General features: G+C 37.6%; 18 protein-coding genes. 11 read left to right on the forward strand and 7 right to left on the reverse strand.

The genetic code is table 11. The features are described 5' to 3' along the window. Nucleotides 1-63: 63 nt before the first annotated feature. Both B5X77_RS15075 and B5X77_RS15080 read left to right on the forward strand, forming a co-directional pair. Complete coding sequence (locus B5X77_RS15075; RefSeq protein ID WP_079508790.1) at nt 64-423, forward strand: epimerase; 360 nt, start codon at nt 64-66, stop codon at nt 421-423. 92 nt (nt 424-515) lie between these two features. After that, nucleotides 516-1160: a hypothetical protein gene (locus B5X77_RS15080; protein WP_079508791.1), complete on the forward strand. Its 645-nt coding sequence runs from the start codon at nt 516-518 to the stop codon at nt 1158-1160. Nucleotides 1161-1368: 208 nt separating this feature from the next. On the opposite strand, the gene B5X77_RS15085 is transcribed toward B5X77_RS15080, so the two are convergent. Together B5X77_RS15085 and B5X77_RS15090 are read right to left on the reverse strand one after the other, a co-directional pair. After that, complete coding sequence (locus tag B5X77_RS15085) at nt 1369-2508, reverse strand: IS110 family RNA-guided transposase (protein ID WP_079508792.1); 1140 nt, start codon at nt 2506-2508, stop codon at nt 1369-1371. Between the two features lie 699 nt (nt 2509-3207). Further along, the gene (locus B5X77_RS15090) at nt 3208-4155 is read right to left on the reverse strand and encodes a DMT family transporter (protein ID WP_079508793.1); all 948 of its coding nucleotides are present in this window, start codon (nt 4153-4155) and stop codon (nt 3208-3210) included. 126 nt (nt 4156-4281) lie between these two features. Between B5X77_RS15090 and pdxR the strand changes: the two genes are divergently transcribed. From pdxR to B5X77_RS15130, 8 genes are all read left to right on the forward strand, one after another. After that, nucleotides 4282-5667: a MocR-like pyridoxine biosynthesis transcription factor PdxR gene (gene pdxR, locus B5X77_RS15095; RefSeq protein ID WP_079508794.1), complete on the forward strand. Its 1386-nt coding sequence runs from the start codon at nt 4282-4284 to the stop codon at nt 5665-5667. Between the two features lie 677 nt (nt 5668-6344). Further along, nucleotides 6345-6686, forward strand: a complete 342-nt coding sequence (locus tag B5X77_RS15100) for a YunG family protein (protein ID WP_079508795.1) — start codon at nt 6345-6347, stop codon at nt 6684-6686. A gap of 114 nt (nt 6687-6800) precedes the next feature. Next, entirely contained in the window at nt 6801-7175 is a 375-nt protein-coding gene (locus B5X77_RS15105) for a VOC family protein (RefSeq protein WP_079508796.1), read from the forward strand. Nucleotides 7176-7325: 150 nt separating this feature from the next. Then, nucleotides 7326-7793, forward strand: coding sequence for a DinB family protein (locus B5X77_RS15110; protein WP_079508797.1), 468 nt, complete (start codon nt 7326-7328; stop codon nt 7791-7793). Nucleotides 7794-8355: 562 nt separating this feature from the next. Beyond that, nucleotides 8356-9066, forward strand: coding sequence for a DUF421 domain-containing protein (locus tag B5X77_RS15115; protein ID WP_079508798.1), 711 nt, complete (start codon nt 8356-8358; stop codon nt 9064-9066). A 405-nt stretch (nt 9067-9471) separates the two neighbouring features. Then, complete coding sequence (locus B5X77_RS15120; RefSeq protein ID WP_079508799.1) at nt 9472-10287, forward strand: lipid II flippase Amj family protein; 816 nt, start codon at nt 9472-9474, stop codon at nt 10285-10287. Between the two features lie 630 nt (nt 10288-10917). Further along, nucleotides 10918-11880 (forward strand): helix-turn-helix transcriptional regulator, encoded by a 963-nt coding sequence (locus B5X77_RS15125; RefSeq protein WP_079508800.1) that lies wholly within the window; start codon nt 10918-10920, stop codon nt 11878-11880. A gap of 74 nt (nt 11881-11954) precedes the next feature. After that, entirely contained in the window at nt 11955-12605 is a 651-nt protein-coding gene (locus B5X77_RS15130) for a type 1 glutamine amidotransferase family protein (RefSeq protein ID WP_079508801.1), read from the forward strand. 401 nt (nt 12606-13006) lie between these two features. On the opposite strand, the gene B5X77_RS15135 is transcribed toward B5X77_RS15130, so the two are convergent. The 4 genes from B5X77_RS15135 to B5X77_RS15150 are packed head-to-tail and all read right to left on the reverse strand — an operon-like array spanning nt 13007 to nt 17637. Further along, nucleotides 13007-13402, reverse strand: a complete 396-nt coding sequence (locus tag B5X77_RS15135) for a hypothetical protein (protein ID WP_079508802.1) — start codon at nt 13400-13402, stop codon at nt 13007-13009. Nucleotides 13403-13406: 4 nt separating this feature from the next. Then, nucleotides 13407-14801, reverse strand: coding sequence for a sensor histidine kinase (locus B5X77_RS15140; RefSeq protein ID WP_079508803.1), 1395 nt, complete (start codon nt 14799-14801; stop codon nt 13407-13409). Beyond that, a complete protein-coding gene (locus B5X77_RS15145; protein WP_079508804.1) occupies nt 14798-15469 on the reverse strand; it encodes a response regulator transcription factor in 672 nt (223 codons plus the stop codon). The genes B5X77_RS15140 and B5X77_RS15145 overlap by 4 nt, the downstream gene beginning before the upstream one ends. 47 nt (nt 15470-15516) lie before the next feature. After that, the gene (locus tag B5X77_RS15150; protein WP_079508805.1) at nt 15517-17637 is read right to left on the reverse strand and encodes an MMPL family transporter; all 2121 of its coding nucleotides are present in this window, start codon (nt 17635-17637) and stop codon (nt 15517-15519) included. 257 nt (nt 17638-17894) lie between these two features. Between B5X77_RS15150 and B5X77_RS23770 the strand changes: the two genes are divergently transcribed. Then, nucleotides 17895-18764: a DUF4275 family protein gene (locus B5X77_RS23770; RefSeq protein ID WP_257391818.1), complete on the forward strand. Its 870-nt coding sequence runs from the start codon at nt 17895-17897 to the stop codon at nt 18762-18764. 102 nt (nt 18765-18866) lie between these two features. Here B5X77_RS23770 and B5X77_RS15165 read toward each other — a convergent pair whose 3' ends face one another. Continuing rightward, nucleotides 18867-19217: a DUF2200 domain-containing protein gene (locus B5X77_RS15165; protein ID WP_079508807.1), complete on the reverse strand. Its 351-nt coding sequence runs from the start codon at nt 19215-19217 to the stop codon at nt 18867-18869. Nucleotides 19218-20126: the final 909 nt, after the last annotated feature.

Raw genomic sequence — 20126 nt, forward strand, 5'->3', positions numbered from 1 at the left:
GTGTTATTGTGCTAAAGATGCAGTATAGTTCAATAAGCGATTTGGTTAGGAGATGTTTTAAAAATGGACGCTAAGTTCTTAGATTTATTTGGAGAAATTTTAATGAAGAATGTTCGAGATGAAGCAATAGAGCAATGTGATATGACAATTCAAGGAAAAATGAAGAGTGAAGAAAGTCAAAGGTTACACAACCTTATAACTTTGAGCGGTCAGAGGGAGTTAATTAACGATCTTGTACCTAAAATCGTAGATACTACACTACATCATTTGCTAACGACATTAGAACAAGATGAATCTATAGATGTAACCCTAAATGAGGGTTACAATCCAGTTAGTATTAAGGATATTATTGATGGTTTAGCTGGAGAACTGTATACGGAAGATGGTTGGATAAACAGGTTCAGTAACAAGACCAAAACATAAAAACTGCACCTTATGTTATTGCGCTAAAGGACAGGTTAGTGCATTAAAAATTTAGCGTTTTTATGGAAAACTTAAAGGAAAGAGGGGGTTTTGTGAACAAATTTTTAAAAGTCATACTTATTGTTGTCGGAGTGATGATATTAGGAATTGCTATACTTGTATTTTCTTTTGTTCAGGGTATGAAGCCAGATAAAGAAGAAGAAGAAAAGGTGAAAATCAAAGCAGAGGAATATTTAGAAGATAAATTCAATGATAACTTCGAGATTTATGATACTTTGTATGACAATATGGGGAACTTTAATTTTGAATATGCTGCAAAGGCTAGAGATAAGAGAAGCAATACGCAATTTTTAGTTTATTTTGATGAAGCAACGGAACAAATGGTGGACACTTACATCGCTGATAAATGGGAAGATGATTTAGAAAAAGAAATACGCCCTTATATTAAAGAAAATTTCGGAGAATTAACTGATTTTCAAGTCTATTATGATGACAAAATAGGCAAAGAATTGGGTATTAATTATGCTAATCAAGAGAGTTACAAAGATTTTAACGTTGCACCTACTATTCGTATTACTATTCCCCGAAAAAAGAGTGGCGAAGATGAAAAACTCCTTAATGAGTTCATATCATTTCTAAACAGTGAAGATAAAGTGCAACAAGGGACTGTTATTGTGGGTTATGTCGCCGAAAATGGTGAAATATTAGAGGATGATGAGTGGAGCCGAGATTTTTAATAAGTAGTTGAATGAGATTACTCAATTAACGGGTGCGTTGATCTAGGAAGGATTAACGGCCTTTTTCTGTGAAAATAAATAATTCTGGCTGCTTGGAATAATAGTGATCCTATTCGGCAATCCTTAAAGTAACCTAAAAAAGCCAATAAGAAAGCGGGGCTACCTGTCGGAGGGTAACCGTGTATACATCTATTTGGTTTTGGTTATACTAAATAACTTGTCTTTCTTTAAATGGCTCCTTGTTTATAAGCATGGAGTAGATGATTCGAAGCATTCGATGCGATGTCGCAACGAGTGCTTTTTTCTTTCCTCTCCTAGCGGCAGTAGACCAGTATTTCGTGGCTAACCACCTATTTCGACTTCTTGAAACGGCCCAGGCTGCTTCACACATGGCTGATTTAATGTGCGGATTTCCTTTTGTTGTCCGAGTACTCTTTCGTTTTCCTGCACTTTCATGATTGCCAGGAGATACACCTGCCCACGAAGCTAAGTGTTGAGAGGTTGGGAATTGGTTCATATCCACTCCAATCTCGGCAATAATGATGGCTGCAGTATCTTTCTTTATTCCAGGAATGGTCAGAAGTAAATGAAGTTCTTCTTTATATTCCTCTAGAAGATGGTCAATTCTTTTTTCCACCTCTACAATATGTCCCTCCAGCTGTTGAATATGAAGCCAAGACTGTTTGATTAGAAATCTTTGGTGGTCATTGATCGTGCCGAAGAGCGAGTCAGTAATTAATTGTTTTTTAGATGACATCTTTCCGTGTATCCGGCTTTCGACATCAACGGCATCTACATATCCCTGTTCCACCAGTCTCTCAAGCAGCTTTCTCCCTGAAACCCCAAAGACATCGGATATAACCGAACTCAGCTTTACATTTGAGCACTCCAGAACCTTCTGAATCCGGTTCTTCTCGGAAGTTAAATGACCTATCCACTTTTTTCGAAGACGTGTAAGGTCCCGTAGCTCCCGGATATCGGACGGAGGCACGAAACTCTTTTCGATGAGTCCGTGTCGCAATAATTTGGCAATCCACTCGGCATCGGAAACATCTGTTTTTCTTCCAGGGACGTTCTTGATCCTTTGGGCATTCGCAAGAGTAATATCAAAAAAGTCTTCAAGGATATTAAACACAGGCTTCCAATATACTCCCGTGCTTTCCATCGCAATATGGGTAACCCCATGGTCTTCCAGCCATTTTAAGAGACGGAAGAGATCTTTCGTCAAGGTTGGAAAGGTTTCAGTTACCCTAATCAAATCTTCGTCCTGTTTGCCCGTCAGAACACAGGCAACGATTGTCTCCGAATGAACGTCAAGACCAGCACAACGTTCAATAAATACATCCATAATACCAATCCTCCGCGTGTTAGATCACAAACAGCGAGTGGATTTGAAAATAGGCATTTTTCTGTACGTGGTCATCCTTCCCATAGGGAATGAGCCAACAAAGGGTTGATCACCAAATCCACTCAAACAGTTTTTGTTACAGGGTCTTAGCCACCATAAAGAGCCACGTCCTCTAAACCGTTTGTGTCCTCAACATTATAGACATATGAGATTTATTTTCATGCATGGGTTGGGAGTCAAAGGAATCATGATAGTTTTTGTTGAATTCCTTATTAAACAAAACGGGGCAGGTTCCTCAATGTAATCGTCTGTACCCCATCAACATACAGGGGAGCCTGTTCCAGTCGTTATTTCTGGACCCGGCATTCGAAGAGACCGAGTCTTGCAATATAATGAACTAGGGGGGGCTTCCAGTAGCCACTGTCATTTAAGGTGAAGCGATTTTGTAAGGATTTTGCATGGACTAATAGGAAAAATGAAAGCAAGGTAATTAACGAACCTAAGCCGATAAAATTTTAGTGGTAGTGTACCTGTGTAATAATTTATAGAATAAAAAAAGGACATGCATCTTAGCCTCACTGAGATGCATGTCCTTCTTATTTCCAATGAACTTCAGGAAATTAATTTGCAAGGCTTCCCGTAATTAAAGGTAGGAACCCTTAATCCATTATCAAGACAAGTGGTTGTCCTCAAATTTTTTTAAACCTGTCTCCTATCATTAATACAAATACTCTGCAGTTGTTTTTTACTTTGCTGATTATCCGGGAACGATAAGATGACAACAGCTGTAACGATAAAGAATCCGCCTAATAGTTGAGTAGTGCCAAACCCTACGTTTAACCATAGGATAGAGACCATTGCAGCAACTAGAGGTTCGATACTGGATAATAAACTTGTTTCCGTGGCGCTTAAATAATTCAGACTGCCAATATAGAGAATAAAAGAAACTGTGCCGCTGATAATCACAAGAAGCATCATCGAAAATGTATGAAATGTTAAGGTTTGCGCCAATTGTACAACGCTAAAACCAGGATTGAATACTAACAGGACAATGCCGCCAATTAACATACCCCAACCAATGATGACCGAGGTTCCCCACTCCTTGATCAATGAGATAGGATGGAGTGTGTAGAAAGTAAAACCAAGTGTAGTTAGTAGTCCAAGAATAATGGCCCTTTTCGATAATATGACAGTTTCCATTGAGCCATTTGTAATTAGGAGAACGGTTCCAACTAAGGCTGCAATTACAGCTAGGAATTGCATCATTGTTGGCAGTTTTCTTGTTTGCCATGCTACATAAATGGTAATGAAAACTGGACCAAGAAATTGGAATAATACTGCTGTGACTGCATTACTTACACGGATGGTTTCTATAAAAGCGTACTGGGCGCCAAGCATACCTAACACACCAAAAATCATGAGTTGAAACCAAGAGCGAGGATGCTTCCAAATGCCAAAAATGTTTTTTTGAGTGAGATACAACAGCCCCAAAGTGATGATTCCAGCCATAATTAATCGCACAACAAGGAAATTATTCAGAGTTAATTCGCTGCTTTGAAAAAGCCACTGGATCATTGGTCCGGAGAGACCCCATAATGTTGCTCCACTAATTATCATCAAAAGTCCGACATATCGGGATGTTTTCATGATGATTGCCTCCCTACTAATAGTTTTTTAATTGTAATTAATAGAAATGTTTCTATAGTTGTATTATAATAAAGAACTGGCCTTGTTTATAGGGTCAGTTTTTGTCATTGTCAGGGGGTCAGATGAATGTTTGAATTAACACTAAAATTTGATTCGTATAGTAAAGAACCTCAATATGTACAGTTGTATAATTATATTAAGCAAGAGATTGATAAAGGGAGGCTTAAGCCAAATACTAAGCTGCCTTCCAAACGAAAACTTTCTCGGTATCTAAAGGTGAGCCAAAACACTATAGAGGCAGCGTACGACCAGCTTGTTGCCGAAGGATATATCGAGGGAATCCCACGAAAAGGGTATTTTGTTTGTGAAATTGAGCCAACATTTTCTAGTGCTGAAAAAAATACCGGTTATATCCAGGAAAAAATCTTAAAAGGCGACGTCACCTTCGATTTCACTCATACAGGAGTTGATTACCATTCATTTCCTTTTTCTGTTTTTCGAAAAATAGCAAATGATGTTTTAAGGGATGAGAGTAAACAACTGCTGTCGATTGGGCATCCTCAGGGAGAATACGAACTCCGTGAAGAAATTGCCTCTTATCTGTACGAATCCCGTGGCGTCCGGACATCGCCGAGCCAGATAATCATTGGGTCAGGAACACCAACTCTAATACGACTTTTGTTTAAGCTGTTAAAGGGAAGCTTGTATGCTGTTGAAGACCCCGGATACCATAAAAGACTTATAACCTTCGAAAAAGGACCTGAAAATGTGAAGGGAATTCCGCTTGATGATGAAGGAATCATCATAACCAGCTTAAATGAAAGTGGCGCTAATATCGCTTTTGTTACGCCGTCACACCAATTTCCTTGTGGAATGATAATGCCGATATCAAGGCGTAAGCAGTTATTGAGTTGGGCTAAGGAAAAAAAGGGACGATACATCGTCGAGGATGATTATGACAGTGAATTTCGTTATTCAGGCAAACCTATCCCTGCATTACAAAGTCTGGATTCCGATGAAAAAGTAATCTATATGGGTACATTTTCTAAAGCGTTGCTGCCGTCCCTGCGCATGGCTTATATTGTCCTTCCCAAACCGTTAATGGAAAAGTACCATGAACATTACTTTCACTTCGTTCAGTCTGTGTCTCGTCTAGACCAAGAGATCATAAAAAGATTTATGCAGGAAGGCAGCTGGAAAAAACATATTAACAAAATGCGAATTGTTTACAATAAAAAAAGAGATGCACTAATCACTGCGCTTTCGAATCATTTCCCAAATTCAATTGAAATTATCGGCCAGGATTCTGGATTGCATCTACTAGTCCGCACGAATAACGGTATGATGGAAAAAGAGCTTATTGAACAGGCTGCTAAATATGATATCAAAGTTTATCCTGTATCAGATTATGGTCTAAGTGACTATCAAACCATTCTATTGGGTTTTGCAGTATTATCTGAGGAAGAGATCTATTCGGGAGTTCACTTGTTGGCGAAAGCCTGGGGTGGGTAGCACCCAAAAAATGCTGTGAGATTTACTGCGCTTGAGGAACAAACCAAATATTTCTTAAGTAACAAAAGATAAAGTAATGTAGTTTAACCGATCATAAATTACTTACCCTCGAATTTAATGTAACCTTGTCTGGGGGTTACAAATTAGAGGTATTTCCAGATAGTTCTGAAGAGGATAGTGAACATAGGAGGCTCTTTAATCGAAAAGAAAATAATCTTCATTTTATTGTAACTGGAAATGGAATTGAAAAAGTCTGAACTTCTACTTGGGGTGCGTTGATCCACGAAGGATTAAGGCACCTTTTTGTTGAATTCATTATCAAAACCAACGAGGCAGCAAACCTGTAATAAAACTAATTTTGTGAAGAAATGTACTTATTTAAAAGATGAGATAAAATTCAAGTGATATTACTATTCGTATAATACAAATTAAAGCTTTATTAAAAACGGTTATAAAATGTCCACACCCTTGGTATATATGGGTTTGGGCATTTTTAAAATTATACGATTATTTGCGATAAGAAGGATTAAAGCACCTTTTTATTGAATTCGTTATGTAGCAAAAACGGCAGGTTATGACTTGAAAATTTTAAAGAATGTGAGACAGCTAATAAAGTTAAAGATACGGGTTCGTTAGAATTAGGAAAGGTTCGAATTTAAATAAGGGAGTTTCTTTAAATGAAGGAAGCAGCAATTATGAAACTGCAAGAAGCATTCTTAAAATCTTGGTCAAAAAAAACAAGTTCCAAATGGACTAAAGACAATCCTGCTAAAGGCCAATGCGGTGTAACGGCGTTAGTAGTAAATGATTTGCTTGGCGGACAAATAAGTAAGACCTTGTTACCTGAAGGCTGGCATTTTTACAACGAAATCAATGGGGTACGATATGATTTTACCGTTTCACAGTTCAATGAAGATATCAGGTATATGGACATACCGTCAAATAGAGAAGAGGCCCTCTTGGATACAAATCAGAAACAATATCACTGTTTGATGCAAAGTGTAAAGATGCATTTATAAGACCGTCTGAAAAGTAGCCTATTGAACAAACGAGGAAGCTTCGATCAAAAAAGGAAAAAGGGATAAGGATAGGGAATTACTTTGTAAACATACTAAATAAAGGAGAGGTTGTTTATGAGTAATTCATTTATTGAACAAGTACATTATATTAGAATCCCGGTAAAAAATTTAGAGCAATCTGCACAGTGGTATAGAGATATATTAGGGCTTCAATTATTATCCATTACTGAGGATCCATTTGCCATTATAAAAGTAAATGAGGGACCTTTTCTACTTATTCTAGTCCCTACTGATGATGATACATTTGCACATTTTACAATTGGTAATGCCCCAGCCTTTAGCATTGGTTTTACAAGTCCAGAATTATCTAAATTTCATACTCACCTTATTGAAAATGGTGTGAAGGTTGAGGATATAAAAGAGAATAATGGACATGCCTTTTTTTATTTTTTTGATTTAAATGGCAATAAACTTCAAGTACACTGGTAATATTTATTGGAAGGTCACACTTAAACTAAAGGGGCATTCTTTAATTAAAAATGCTTTTTTCATATTGAAGTAAAGGGGCAGCAGTTGAAGGAGGAAAAGGTTTCCATTACATAGAAAAATATTGTATTGGGTTAAATTGGAGTGTTGATAATGATAAAATTTTTTGAATATAACTGGCAAGTAAGAGATGAGTGGTTTGACTGGTGCAAGCAACTAACAATTGAGGATTTGTTAAGGACTCGTAAGGGAGGAGTAGGAAATATTTTATATACACTTTTCCATATAATTGATGTGGAATATAGTTGGATTCGTGGTATTCAGGGGAAAGAGGATGTAGTATTTCAGTTTGCTGATTATAATACACTTAAAAAGGTTAAATCTCTATCAGATAAATTACATACGGAAATAGTTGAATTTCTAAAAACAAATATGGATGACGTAAAAGAAAAGAGTGTCAGTGTGCCTTGGGATGAAGCAAAATATGCTGTGAATGACATACTTCACCATATTATTGCACATGAAATTCATCATATAGGCCAACTTTCTATTTGGTCTAGAGAAGTGGAACTGCAACCAGTATCCTCTAATTTCGTTGGCAGAAATTTTAAATCTGTCTAATTTTTATTAAACAAACTTAGCAGGATTGGTTTAGGAGGAAATTAATTTCATAGATTTAAGCAGAGAAAGTGATTCAGAAATTAGAGACAAAAACTTTCGAGATTCCCCTTACTCAACCCTATCCTTATTAAAATTTGATGATAATCTTGTTGTACTTACAAAAATGAACAAAAGATATTTGGAACAGGGGTTTCTACAATAGTAGAAGCTCCTGTTTCTATTAGGGACGTGGTTAAATCTAATAAGCAGGGAGTGAAACTTTTGATATTTATTAAAATGGATGGAATGTGTTTGGTAAAGTCAAAAGAATGGGGGAAAATGGTTAGACCTTATCTTAGCATTTTTGTTCTTTGTTCTAATGGATGCATTGATTCAGCAGGACACGGCCTATTTTATTTAAATTAATATTGAACAACAAAGCATTTACTGGGTTTTTATTTCATCCTTTTAAATTTGCAGGATTATTTAAATGGTTGATCGCATTTATATAAGTTCATAATTGTTTAATCAACATTGGGCAAAATAATACAGGAGTAACAATGTAATACAGGGAGTTGCGAATGTGGAAATATTATATTATCCATTTATTGTTTTTACTGTTGGTTATTTGCTGTTAAGAGTAACGGGAAAAAAGGCTGTATCCCAAATGCATACTTTCGATTTACTATATATATTTGTCTTGACCAATATTATTAGTGCGCCAGTAGAGGAAAGTAAAATGGAAAATGCATTATTAGATGCGGTTATAATTGTAATTCTTTATAAAATTTTAATTCGATTATCTTTACATAATAAATTAAGATGGATTTTATATGAAAGACCAACAGTGTTAATACGAAATGGAGATATTGATCGAAAAGGGCTAAAAAAAGTGCGGATGCCTATGAATGAATTATTGTCACATTTAAGGGTTAAAGGATATACGGATACGCAAAATATTGCAATGGCGACTATGGAGGAAACGGGCAGTATTAGCGTTATTCCTAAGTCGGAATATCGTCCAGTCCAACCCAATGATTTAAATTTAATGACACAGAAAGAATATGTTCCAATTCCATTGATAATGGACGGTCAAGTTATTTACCATAATTTAAAATATCTGCAATTAGAACAAAGCTGGCTTAGCAATGAGGTGAGGAAAACAGGTAAAAGTGTCGAAAACATTATGTTAGCCACCTATTTAAAAGATGGCAAGTTATTTATAGACGATAATGAATTGCAAAAACATAATTATGATCCATATTACTACGAGCCAGGAAATGAAAATTATTGATTCCTTAAGAAAGAGCATTTCATAGACTCGGTAAAATAATAGAAAAGGATACCTATAATCATAACGCGTTCGGTTTTTGAGTACAAAAGCTTAATTCGCATACAAATTAGCAGTCCAATTACCCACGGAATTGGACTGCATCTTTTTGTTGATATATCAGCGTTTTACACTCGAATTTGCACTTTTTAGCATGGTGACAAAAATTATTGTCATGGTGCTAAATTGTATGCTATTTGTTATGTTGAAAGATGGAAACATGTTTCTGGATATTTTTATTAAAACGATATGAAGGATTATTCAACGAAAAGGCCAGTTTTGTTAAAGAAGTTTAGTTATGTAAATTAGTTCCAAAGATAAAAATTTCATTTATAATACAGATAATACCAGTTTAAAGGGGTCCTAAACATGGAACTAATCACAAACAAAGTCGTTTTAATATCTGTATTCTTATTGGTTGTAACTACGATAGAAACATTAGCTTATTCTACAAGAATATCAGGGGCTAGGGTGAAGTTAATTGCTACTGCCTTATCTTTATTTAGTACACTAGTGATTATTTCAAGATTTTCAACGATGATACAGCAGCCCTTAACCGCTAAACTCATTGCAGAGGCTCCCGATACAAATAAACTTCAATTCATTGAGGAACAATACAGGATTTTAATCGGTGTTACATCCATTGGTGTTTTACTTGGTATCGCTTTGTTCCCCACTTTTATAAATATTTTCTCAAGAGCAATTATACAGCTATCTAAAGAGCGTGGTTCTTTAGTTTCACTATTTGTCAAACAATTCAATGTCTCTGGTTTTAAAAAAGTTATTAAATGTGACAGGATTCCAAGATGGTCATACCTTAACGGAGTAACTTTAAAGACCATTCCTAAACGTCTTTTTTTAATTAACGTTATTATTTCTGCAGTTTTTACGACAGGTGTCCTTTCTTCGATTTATGCTTCAATGTTAGTCCCAAGTGATTATGCCCAGGCTGCATTGATGTCATCTGGAATTATTAATGGAATCGCGACTATTCTTCTAACCTTGTTTGTAGACCCTAAAGCTTCTGTTTTGGCTGATAGGGTAGTTAACAATCAAAGTCAGTATATATACTTGAAAAGTTATTCTCTCACAATGGTTAGCTCCAAATTGGTGGGGACGATTGCTGCTCAGTTAATATTCATTCCAGCTGCGTATTATGTCGCTTGGTTCGCTAAATGGATCTAGGCTTATTAAACTACTAAAACAGAATTTCCTAAGTGTTTATATAATAGGTTCAACTTAACTAATTCAAAGGTGGGCATGTAATGATAGGATCTTCAGAAATAAATAAAACAATTAGAAGAATCTTATCACCTCATTGAGAGAAGCGGTATTTAATAGAGTGAATTCGAGACAAAGTTGAGCTTGGACTGACCACTGCTTCTGGGTATTAGAAAGCAAAGTATGTTGCAGAATATCTAAAAGACAGTGAAAAGATAAATAAATATACCTAATTCTTTGATATGGAGCAAAAAAGAATTAATATGTAAATCATCTAATAGGTTGCCATAATCCAAATGGAATAACACTTTTTGGGTATTCTTATTTAAGAAAGTTGCAGTTATGTTGAACAAGGAGAATGAAAGTTGGATAAAGAAAAACTAGAATATATAAAAGTCAGAAGTTGAGTTGTGATTGCAATTAGCATAGCTATAATTGCTTATGTTATTTATCCAGCTATGTAGTTTATTAACCAAACGAAGCAGGAGTTAAAGAAGTTTTTCTTTTTTGGATAGGTGCAAACTGTGTAGGAGGAGCTTATGAATGAATTGTATAAGTTGTTAGAAAATAAATTTCATAAAAAGGTGGAATTATATGCCTAAAATTGACAATATGTTAGCAATTCTATGGATGCTTCGTTCAGGTGAAAAAATTACTGCAAAACAAATTTCAGAAAAGTTAGAGATGAATATAAGGACTGTGTATCGTTATATTGATACCATTTCAACAAGTGGCGTACCTATAATTTCAGAACCTGGACATAACGGTGGATACACTTTATTGAACAACTTTATTGAGGCTCCTCTTTTTTTTGATTTTGAGGAGCAAACTTCCCTATTCCACGCTGCTGTTTTTGCAGAAGAAGCCGGATATTATGGAGGTGAAGCACTTAATAGGGCTATTTCAAAACTAAGTAAATACTCAAATCAAGAGCAGGAAACAAAGATAAATCAACATTTAACTAGTCTTGAAGTAATAAATCGATTAAGTTCACTCTCTAAGGAACCTTTTTTGAAAGAGTTGGAGCAGGCCGTTGCTGACGGGTACTCCGTAAAAATTCTTTACCATAAAAGTGGCGAAAAGCAATTAAATTATAGAGTGGTCGATCCGTACAGAATTATCTATTGGAATAATAAGTGGTATGTGATTGGATTTTGTCAGCTTAGGAATGAAATCCGTAGTTTTAGAGTCAATCGAATTGAAAATCTAATGCTAACCGAAAATAAGTTTAACCGGCCAGAAAATTTTTCAGCTCGTGACTTTTTTATAAAAAGTCTTCTTCCTACTATAGAAGATAAGGAAGGGATTATTTCTTTGGTTATTAATGGGGATAAAAATGTATTGGATGATATTTGCCAACATTGGTTTTTAGGACATTATTTACAAGAACGGACTTCAAATCAAGCAGTTTTTCTTCTTGAAAAAGATATAATACATACATATGTACCTTATTTACTTTTACCGTACAATAAATCTATTAAAGTTATTGAGCCAATAAGTCTTAAGAAAAGACTTATTGAAGTTCTGTCGGAATTAATAAAATTTCATCAAGTATGATAACTTCCCTGACGTTAACTGTCAGGGAAGTTTTATTATAATAGCTATATCAATTGTGATTGGAGTGTTAATGGATGCAAACAAAAAAAGTTTTTCTATATGTATTTAATAAAATGTCGGACTGGGAATATGGATATTTAATTGCTGAACTAAACTCAGGAAGATATTTCAAAAAAGATTTATCACCTTTAAGTGTAATTACAGTAGGAGCTAATAATGAAATGATTACTACTATGGGAGGACTGAGCATAAAACCAGATATTTCCCTTGAGGAATGTACTCTTGAGAGTAAAGATCTTTTAATTTTACCAGGAGGGACTACTTGGAGTGAAGAAATTCATCAACCTATCTTGGAAAGAATTGGCCAAGCTTTAAAAATTGGCACTATTGTTGCTGCAATTTGTGGTGCAACTGAGGCCCTTGCGAATAGGGGATACTTAGATACTAGAAAGCATACAAGTAATAATTTAGAATACACTAAAATGGTATGTCCTAACTATAAAGGAGAAGAGTTCTATGAGGTGGGATCAGCCGCAGCTGATGCGAATTTAATTACTGCATCAGGAATAGCTCCTCTGGAATTTGCGATGGAAGTACTGAAAAAATTAGATGTATTTGCACCAGATACATTACATTCTTGGTATAACCTAAATAAGACTCATAAACCTGAATACTACTTCCAGTTAATGAATTCAATAAATAGCCGAGCTGAAAAATCTACTTAGCAGTTTTATATTAATTCAAATAGAAATAAGGAAGTAACTGAAAAGCTCACTTTCTCTATTTTGTTTTGCAGAGAAGTTGGGCTTTTTTGAAATTTCCTTGTGGTTGAAAATCACTTTTTCCTGCCACTACCCATTAGTGAAGATACATGTAACATTCCTGAAAGAAGTTTGTGAAGAAATGGACTTAAACGTATGGATGCAAATGTTCAACAACACACTAATAAAAAAAACTCAGTGCTTTTTATGGCTCTGAGTTTCTTTATATTCTTATATAACTACCTATTAATCAAGTTATTGGGAGAAATCCCCTGTTAAATTATATTCTGTATTTAAAATTCTCGTATTAGTGAAGCCTATCTAATTAAAAGCACCCTGAATTATGGGATTTATTAGCTAACATCCTAGTTGCTAGTCTTTTCAATGAAAAAGGTAACCACAACAAACAGAATAAAGGCGACCAACAGTAATGATCCGCCGACGATGAACAGAACCATTACGAAAGTTTCACCCAGATTGAAGGGGTTGAGGTTGTACATCCACATGCCGACGGTTAGTCCCAGAGCACCGACCATACCGGTAATGCTGTGAATGGCTACGAGTTTTTTAGATTTGATTTTATAGTTTTTGTAAAAGATTCCCCAGGCGAATACGGACAGCCAGCCGACTAACAGGATGTGGGCGTGGATTGGGCGCATGGCATAGTCGCCAGCACCCGCCATGTGTGAACCCATGAAAGTACCAATTAGTCCAAATATAGCTGCAAATCGTATAAGCCGAATACTCCAAGTTTGTTCCATTTTTTTATTCCTCCGTTTGTTTTTCTATCGGTAGCTTTATCGTAAAAGACGTACCCATTTGAATCTCGCTCTCCACTTCAATTGTTCCATCGTGTAACTCGATAATATGTTTGACGATTGACAATCCTAAACCCGTGCCATCCTTCTTTCGGGCTGCATCGACTCGATAAAAGCGTTCGAAGACCTTTGAGGCCTGTTCCTCAGTCATGCCGATTCCGGTGTCTTTGAAGATGATGGCGGTGTAATCATCATTCTGAGTAATCTTGATAAAAATACTGCCGCCGTTTTGATTGTATTTAATCGCATTCGTGAGCAGGTTGTCCCATACCGTCATAAGCAGTTCAGGGTCCGCCTGAATCGGGGAAGGGGGGAGCTGGTAAGAAATTTCAATCTCTTTTTCCTCCAGCCGCCACTGATGCCGTCTTACTGTTTCCTTGATCTGTGTGTCAATCCTTGTGACACCAAGCTTCATCGGGTAGGATTTTTGATCCAGGGAAGTAAGAAGCAGCAATTGTTTCGTCAGATTGGACAGCCTCTTGGATTCCTGGTCTATTATTTCAACATATTCAAGGTGCTCCTCATCAAGCTTCTGTGTTTTTAAAAGCTCTGCGTATCCCTGAATATTCATCAAAGGTGATTGAAAGTCATGGGACACATTATTGATGAACGATTTACGCGCTTCATCATTATGCTGCAGCTGCGTCTGCATGATGCCGAAGCTTTCGGCAAGCTGGCCAATTTCATCTTTGCGATAGATGTTCAAAGGGAAGTTGAAATTTTCCCTTGTGATTTCCCTGGTGGCTTCTGTCAGTTTGGTGATTGGTTTGATCAGGTGCTTGGCAAACCAGATGACTCCGCTGATACTCACGATTGAAACAGCAACAAAAAACCAGGCGAAAATGACATGAACATCTGAAAATAATAGTTTATTATTTGGCCTCAGGTATAAGCCAAAGTTCTCGTCAGCAATTGTGAAGGGAACGCCCACGGTATTATCAAGCTGGTTTGAAAAATGGCTCATCATCATCCAGCCAGCATTTGAAAGATCCATCCCGTGGTAAATTTCTTTATCTTTAATCACCGACATTGCCTCAGGTGGAAGGTTCTTTTTTGAAAAAGGTTCGCCGAAAAAGAATTCCTCACCCGATTCACTTAATACGTAGATTTGATACCCCAGTTTACTGACCGAATCAAGATAAGCCACGAAGCTTACATGACTGGTAGAATGCATTTGTTGAAGACTCGAGGCCATCTCTTCAGCAATGATCACATTCTGCCGATCGATTCTTCCTTTTGTCGAGGTCATATAGACCCAATTGGCCAAAATAAAAGCTATGATAATGCTGATTCCAAGGATGAGAAGGGTTGCGATGATGAACTTCCTGTATAAAGTTTTCATTTCAATTCCTCTAGTCTGTAACCAATTCCGCGGATTGTCTGAATTTCTACACAAGCCTGGTGCTTCTTCAGCCGGTCACGAATCCGATTGATATGAGTGTTGAGTGTTTGTTCACTGCCTTCATAGTCAGCTCCCCAGGCTTGTTCAATTAAAGCCGCACGGGGAGTGGTTTTATTCATCCGTGAGGCCAGAATGCTTAATAGCTCGAATTCCTTAAGAGGAAAAAGAATCGTTTCTTGATTGATCTCCACCTCAAAACTGTTTCGATCAATCTTCATATTTCCGACCTGTATGATCGAATCGATAACTCGCTGCATCCTTCTCAAGACCACGGCGACTCTAAATAAAAGTTCCTTCACTTCGAATGGCTTTACAATATAATCCTCAGTACCCGACAGGAATCCTTCTTCTTTATCGCTTAACTGGCCTTTTGCGGTGAGGAGGATGACGGGAATCTCCCAGTCACTGGTCAGGATTTTAGTCAGTTCGAAGCCATTCATGCCGGGCATCATTACATCGACAATCGCCAGGTCTACATTGTGATTCTCAAGCAAGGACAAAGCTTCCTCGGCATCGTTTGCCCTGAACACCTGATAACCTTCCTGGGTTAAATGGATGGTCACAAGTCTTTGGATATTTGCATCATCATCTACAACCAAAATTCTCATACTTCAGCCTCCTAAAAGGGGAAATGGAGAGGAGGCCTCTCCATTCTTTATTGAATCTCCGGACTGGTTTGCTTGTCTTTTTCAAAGAAAAGAATCAGGGCAGGAAGCAGCATGCCGCGGACAAGGAAGGTGTCAATCAGGATCCCGATCGCTACCATGAATCCGAAAATGAACAGGTCGGCAATTGGCATCGTTGTTAGGGCTGCAAATGTTGCGGCCAGAATGATCCCTGCGGACGAAATGACACCGCCTGTATTGCGGATGGCTATTTCCAATGCTTCTTTCACTTTATGTTTCTTGCGTTCCTCGATAAAGCGTGACGCTAAAATTATATTATAATCGATTCCCAATGCGACCAGGAAGATGAATGCATAGACTGGCACACGGGTACTGATTGCCTCATATCCAAACAGGACATCGATGAGGAATACACCGAGGCCTAGTGCGGATAGATAAGAAAGCAGGATGGTGGCCATCATGTAAAATGGCATTTTCAAGCTGCGAGTCAGCACTACGAGCAATACAAGAATCAGGATCGTTTCAAGCGATGCAATCTTAATGATGTCGCCATCATTGTATTCGCGCTCGTCGATCAGCTTAGGGGTTACTCCGCTATAATAGGCGTCAGCATCCAGACCTAAATTATCAAGAATTTCAGGTGTTTGATTCTGCAAACCTTCAATATAATCCATTGCCTCGACAGAGTACGGATTCATTGCGAGGGCAACGCTGAACTTGGCAGCTTCTCCATTATCCGTCAATCCGGATAAGCGGACTGAAGCAATCTCTTCTTCAGCCTGCAGTTTTTCGCTGAGTTTCATTGCATCTGCTTCAGATAACGCTCTGTCACTTTCAATCAACAGTGTAGTAGGGGCGAGTTCTCCCTTGTCATATCTCTGTTCAACTATTTCATAGCCAACGCGGGAAGGCAAATCTTCCGGGAAGCTTTTCACCATGTCGAATTCATACTCAAGGTTGAAAACGTTCAAGGCAGTAACAATCAGAAAGATGCCTACAATCCCGCCGGAAAGCCCTGGCTTATTCACTACGAATTTAGCAACAGGTCCCCACACACCATGCTTGACCTCTTTTTCTACACCATATTTAGGTACCTTTGGCCAGAATGCTTTTCGTCCAAACAAGGCGAACAAGGCAGGTACGAGTGTTACGGAAGCAATCATGATAAAGAACATGGCGGTACCGAAAATCGGAGCAAAGTTCTGGTAATCACGGAAATCAGCAAACAGAAGTACAAGCATCGCAGCAAGAACGGTTCCGCCGGCAAAGAAGACAGGCTCGCCCGTAGCGCGCATTGCATGCTTCATAGCATCAAATTTATTTTCATAATGATTCAATTCTTCACGGAAACGCGAGAACACGAACAACGAATAATCAATAACGGCCGCGAACAAGAGGATACTCATGATTGAGGTGGTCTGGTTATTGATTTCCAGTCCGCCTGCTCCCATCAGGGCAACACTCTGGTTAACCACCTGATAAACAATCACTGTGGCCAGTAATGGAATGATGGCCAGGAGCGGTGATCGGTAAATGACAATCAGCAGAACAAGAATAATACCGACTGTCGCCAATAACAAGACGAAATCAGCCCGTTCAAAAAGCTTGATTGTATCCCCGGCAATTCCGGCAGGTCCGGTAATATAAAATGCCGTGCTTTCAAGCTTGTCAGCAATGCCAGTTCCAATTTCTGTTGCGCGATCGTTGATTTCAGCATACTCATCATTACCCAATCCGGGTTCAAGCTCCATAGGGACAATCATAGTAGATTTATCTTCAGAAATAAAGGAGCCCAGTGCCTGTGGAGGAAGGGTACGAGTATCGACTATATTCTTAATCCCCTCAATGTCTTCAGCAATGATCCCGTCAAGGATTTGATTCACTTCATCAAGATTTATAACGCCGTTTTCGTTATGGAAAACAAGAATACCTGGAGTTCCCTGTGCATTCGGGAAATAATCCTCCGTTTTTTGCTGTGCGATGATTGATTTTGCCTCATCGGGCAGCGATTGGAAATTGTTAATCTTGTAATCGCCAAGCTTAGGCCCGGCGCTTAAGCCAATCATCAACACCAGCCAGGCGATGATGGTAATCCACATGCCGCGCTTTGTTGAAACACGGTCTGTGATGGAATGAAGCATTTTCTTCATTGTATAAAGCCTCCTATGTCATTTTCTCGAATTGATTGCTATTCAATCGGAATCCGAGCACTTTCAGGGCTTTTCAGATAAAAAGATGAAACAGGATTAATTGCTATTTTAAAAAAGCCCTTCAGTCAATGAACATCATATAGTATTAAAATAAACACAACCTCAACTTTCAATTACAAATGTTGATTTTGATAAAAACAGGAATAAACCACCAAAATGTAGAATGGTTAGGAAGAAACGTAACTAGGGGGGAAGTTATGGACTTCTTTCATAAATTAAGAAGCATAAAAAACCAGGTCAGCAAAACAGAAAACTTTGGTTACGATATGAGAAAGCAGTGGGAGACAGTATTTGCATCTCATTTAACATCCATGGAAAAAAAGGAGATTTACCTTCATGCTGATAGTGGAGCAAGTGGCTATCTATGGCATGTGTTCAGTTATGGAAAGAGACCTTGCGAGAAGGGGAATCGAGCGGAACTAGGATTCGACAAACAGTACAAAGACACTTGCCTGATTTTCTTCCAGCATTCAGATGATGTCTGGCTCGTTGAGGATGCGTCTGACTTGAAGGCAAAACACTTATTGTTGGCAGAGGGTGAATATACCGACCTATACGTCGTGGCAAGGATTTTAAATGGACTTTTGCCATTACCCATGAACAGGGATGGATTGGTCCGTTTTTTTGCAGAAAATGAATCAGGATGGGGAATAGAAATGTTTTTAAGAAAATTGATTTCTGCCTGTGGGGCAACGGTAATAATGGTCACACTTTTTTCTATACTAGAAGAGTTTGGAGCAGGGCTCTTTTTAGGGATATATTTGCTGCCCATCATCTTAATCTACGGAATTCCTTCTTCGATACTAGCGGATTTCCTAACCAGACGAACAGACGGACATAAGCGGATGGTAACAGCAGCTTTGCTGCATGTTTCCCTTGGTGCTTTATTTGTTGCAGTACCAACCTTCATATTTGATACAGCACAGGGTAACTGGATCACGAGTATAAGGAATAATGGCTTCTTGTTTTTTTATTCCGTCGTTTCCGCATTCATCTTCTGGTGTTTTGATGAAGGATTAAAAAGTAAGTGGTTTGCAGGCTTAAAGAAGATTGGGATGAGGGTTTAGCGAGAAGCAGGGATCGCAGTCTCTGCTTCTTTTTCGATGAAGGAACAACTGTAAGAGTGAATTAATTTGGGTATTATAAAACTTCTTTTATCTAATACAGTGTTATTTCCTCAAAATCTTTTCCAGCGCTTTACCCCTTGCCAACTCATCAATCAGCTTGTCCATGTAGCGAATTTCCCGCATAGTCGGTTCTTCGATGTCTTCAACCCTGACTCCGCAGACTACACCTTTGATCAGAGATCTCGAAGGATTCAGTTCGGGAGCTTCTGCAAAAAAGGTCTCAAAGTCCGTCTGTTTTTCCAATTGTGCTTCCAGATCTTCCTGGCTATAACCTGTCAACCAGCGGATAATTTCATCCACTTCTGATTTCGTGCGTCCTTTTCTCTCCGCCTTCGCAACATAATGAGGGTAGACACTTGCAAAGCTCATCTTATAGATTTTATGTTTGGCCATGGTACAACGTCCTTTTAGGTTTTTCTACATTATATTACGAACAATAGGCTAGAACAAACTTGTTATTTTATTACAGACGCAAAGGAAATCGGCCAAAGGAGAAAGAATATTTAGGTTAAATGTATTTTTGAACCAGAAGAAAAGGGGTGTGGCTGATGGCTGACACAGGTCTTTCAAACAGGGGAAAGAAATATCCTAAATTCTCTTTTGATGAAGTTTCTTTTTTTCGAATGCTCCGTTTTGTATTCTTATTGTTTCTCTCCTTATTAGTCGTGTACATTTACTATCTTCATCTAAAAGGCGACCTCCAAAAAACATTTCTCGATATCTGGACTAAACATCAAAAGACCATCATAGCCCTTTCAATTTTCTTGACTTATTCAGCGATTATTTTCCAAATAGGTGTTTGGAGAGGGAGGAGAAGGTAGACCAATAGAGGTGTATCTAAGGAAGCAGGGCGAATGAATGTTAATTACATGAGAGGAGGATTAGTTTGCAAAGAGTCAAAAGGTTTAGACCAGAGCTTATAACTATATCGTTATTGATATTAGTAGGTATTAGTTTTCTCTTATCATTGGTTACTGGACTAACATCAATAAAAGAAGCAATTACTTATTCTTTAATTATAGTATTGCTTTCTTTTTTAACGATAGATATCAAAAAAGGCTCAACAAAAAAGAAATCAACGCTTGTAGAATATAGGTATTTTATACTGATGTTTCTGTTTTCCTATTTAACTCTTTTTTAAAAAGCCTTTTCGGTGAGTGGTTCCATGAAGTATCAGCCGCCTTTTTTTGGTTGAATTCCTCATGGAACAAATGGGGCAAAATAGTGTAACTAGGGATTCTAAAAACGTTTTAGAAATAGTAATAATTATTAAGTTTCGTTTCTTAGTTATTTTTATAGTTT

Origin of the sequence: Mesobacillus jeotgali, assembly GCF_900166585.1 — a bacterium.
In the GTDB taxonomy this organism is placed as follows: domain Bacteria; phylum Bacillota; class Bacilli; order Bacillales; family Cytobacillaceae; genus Mesobacillus; species Mesobacillus jeotgali_A.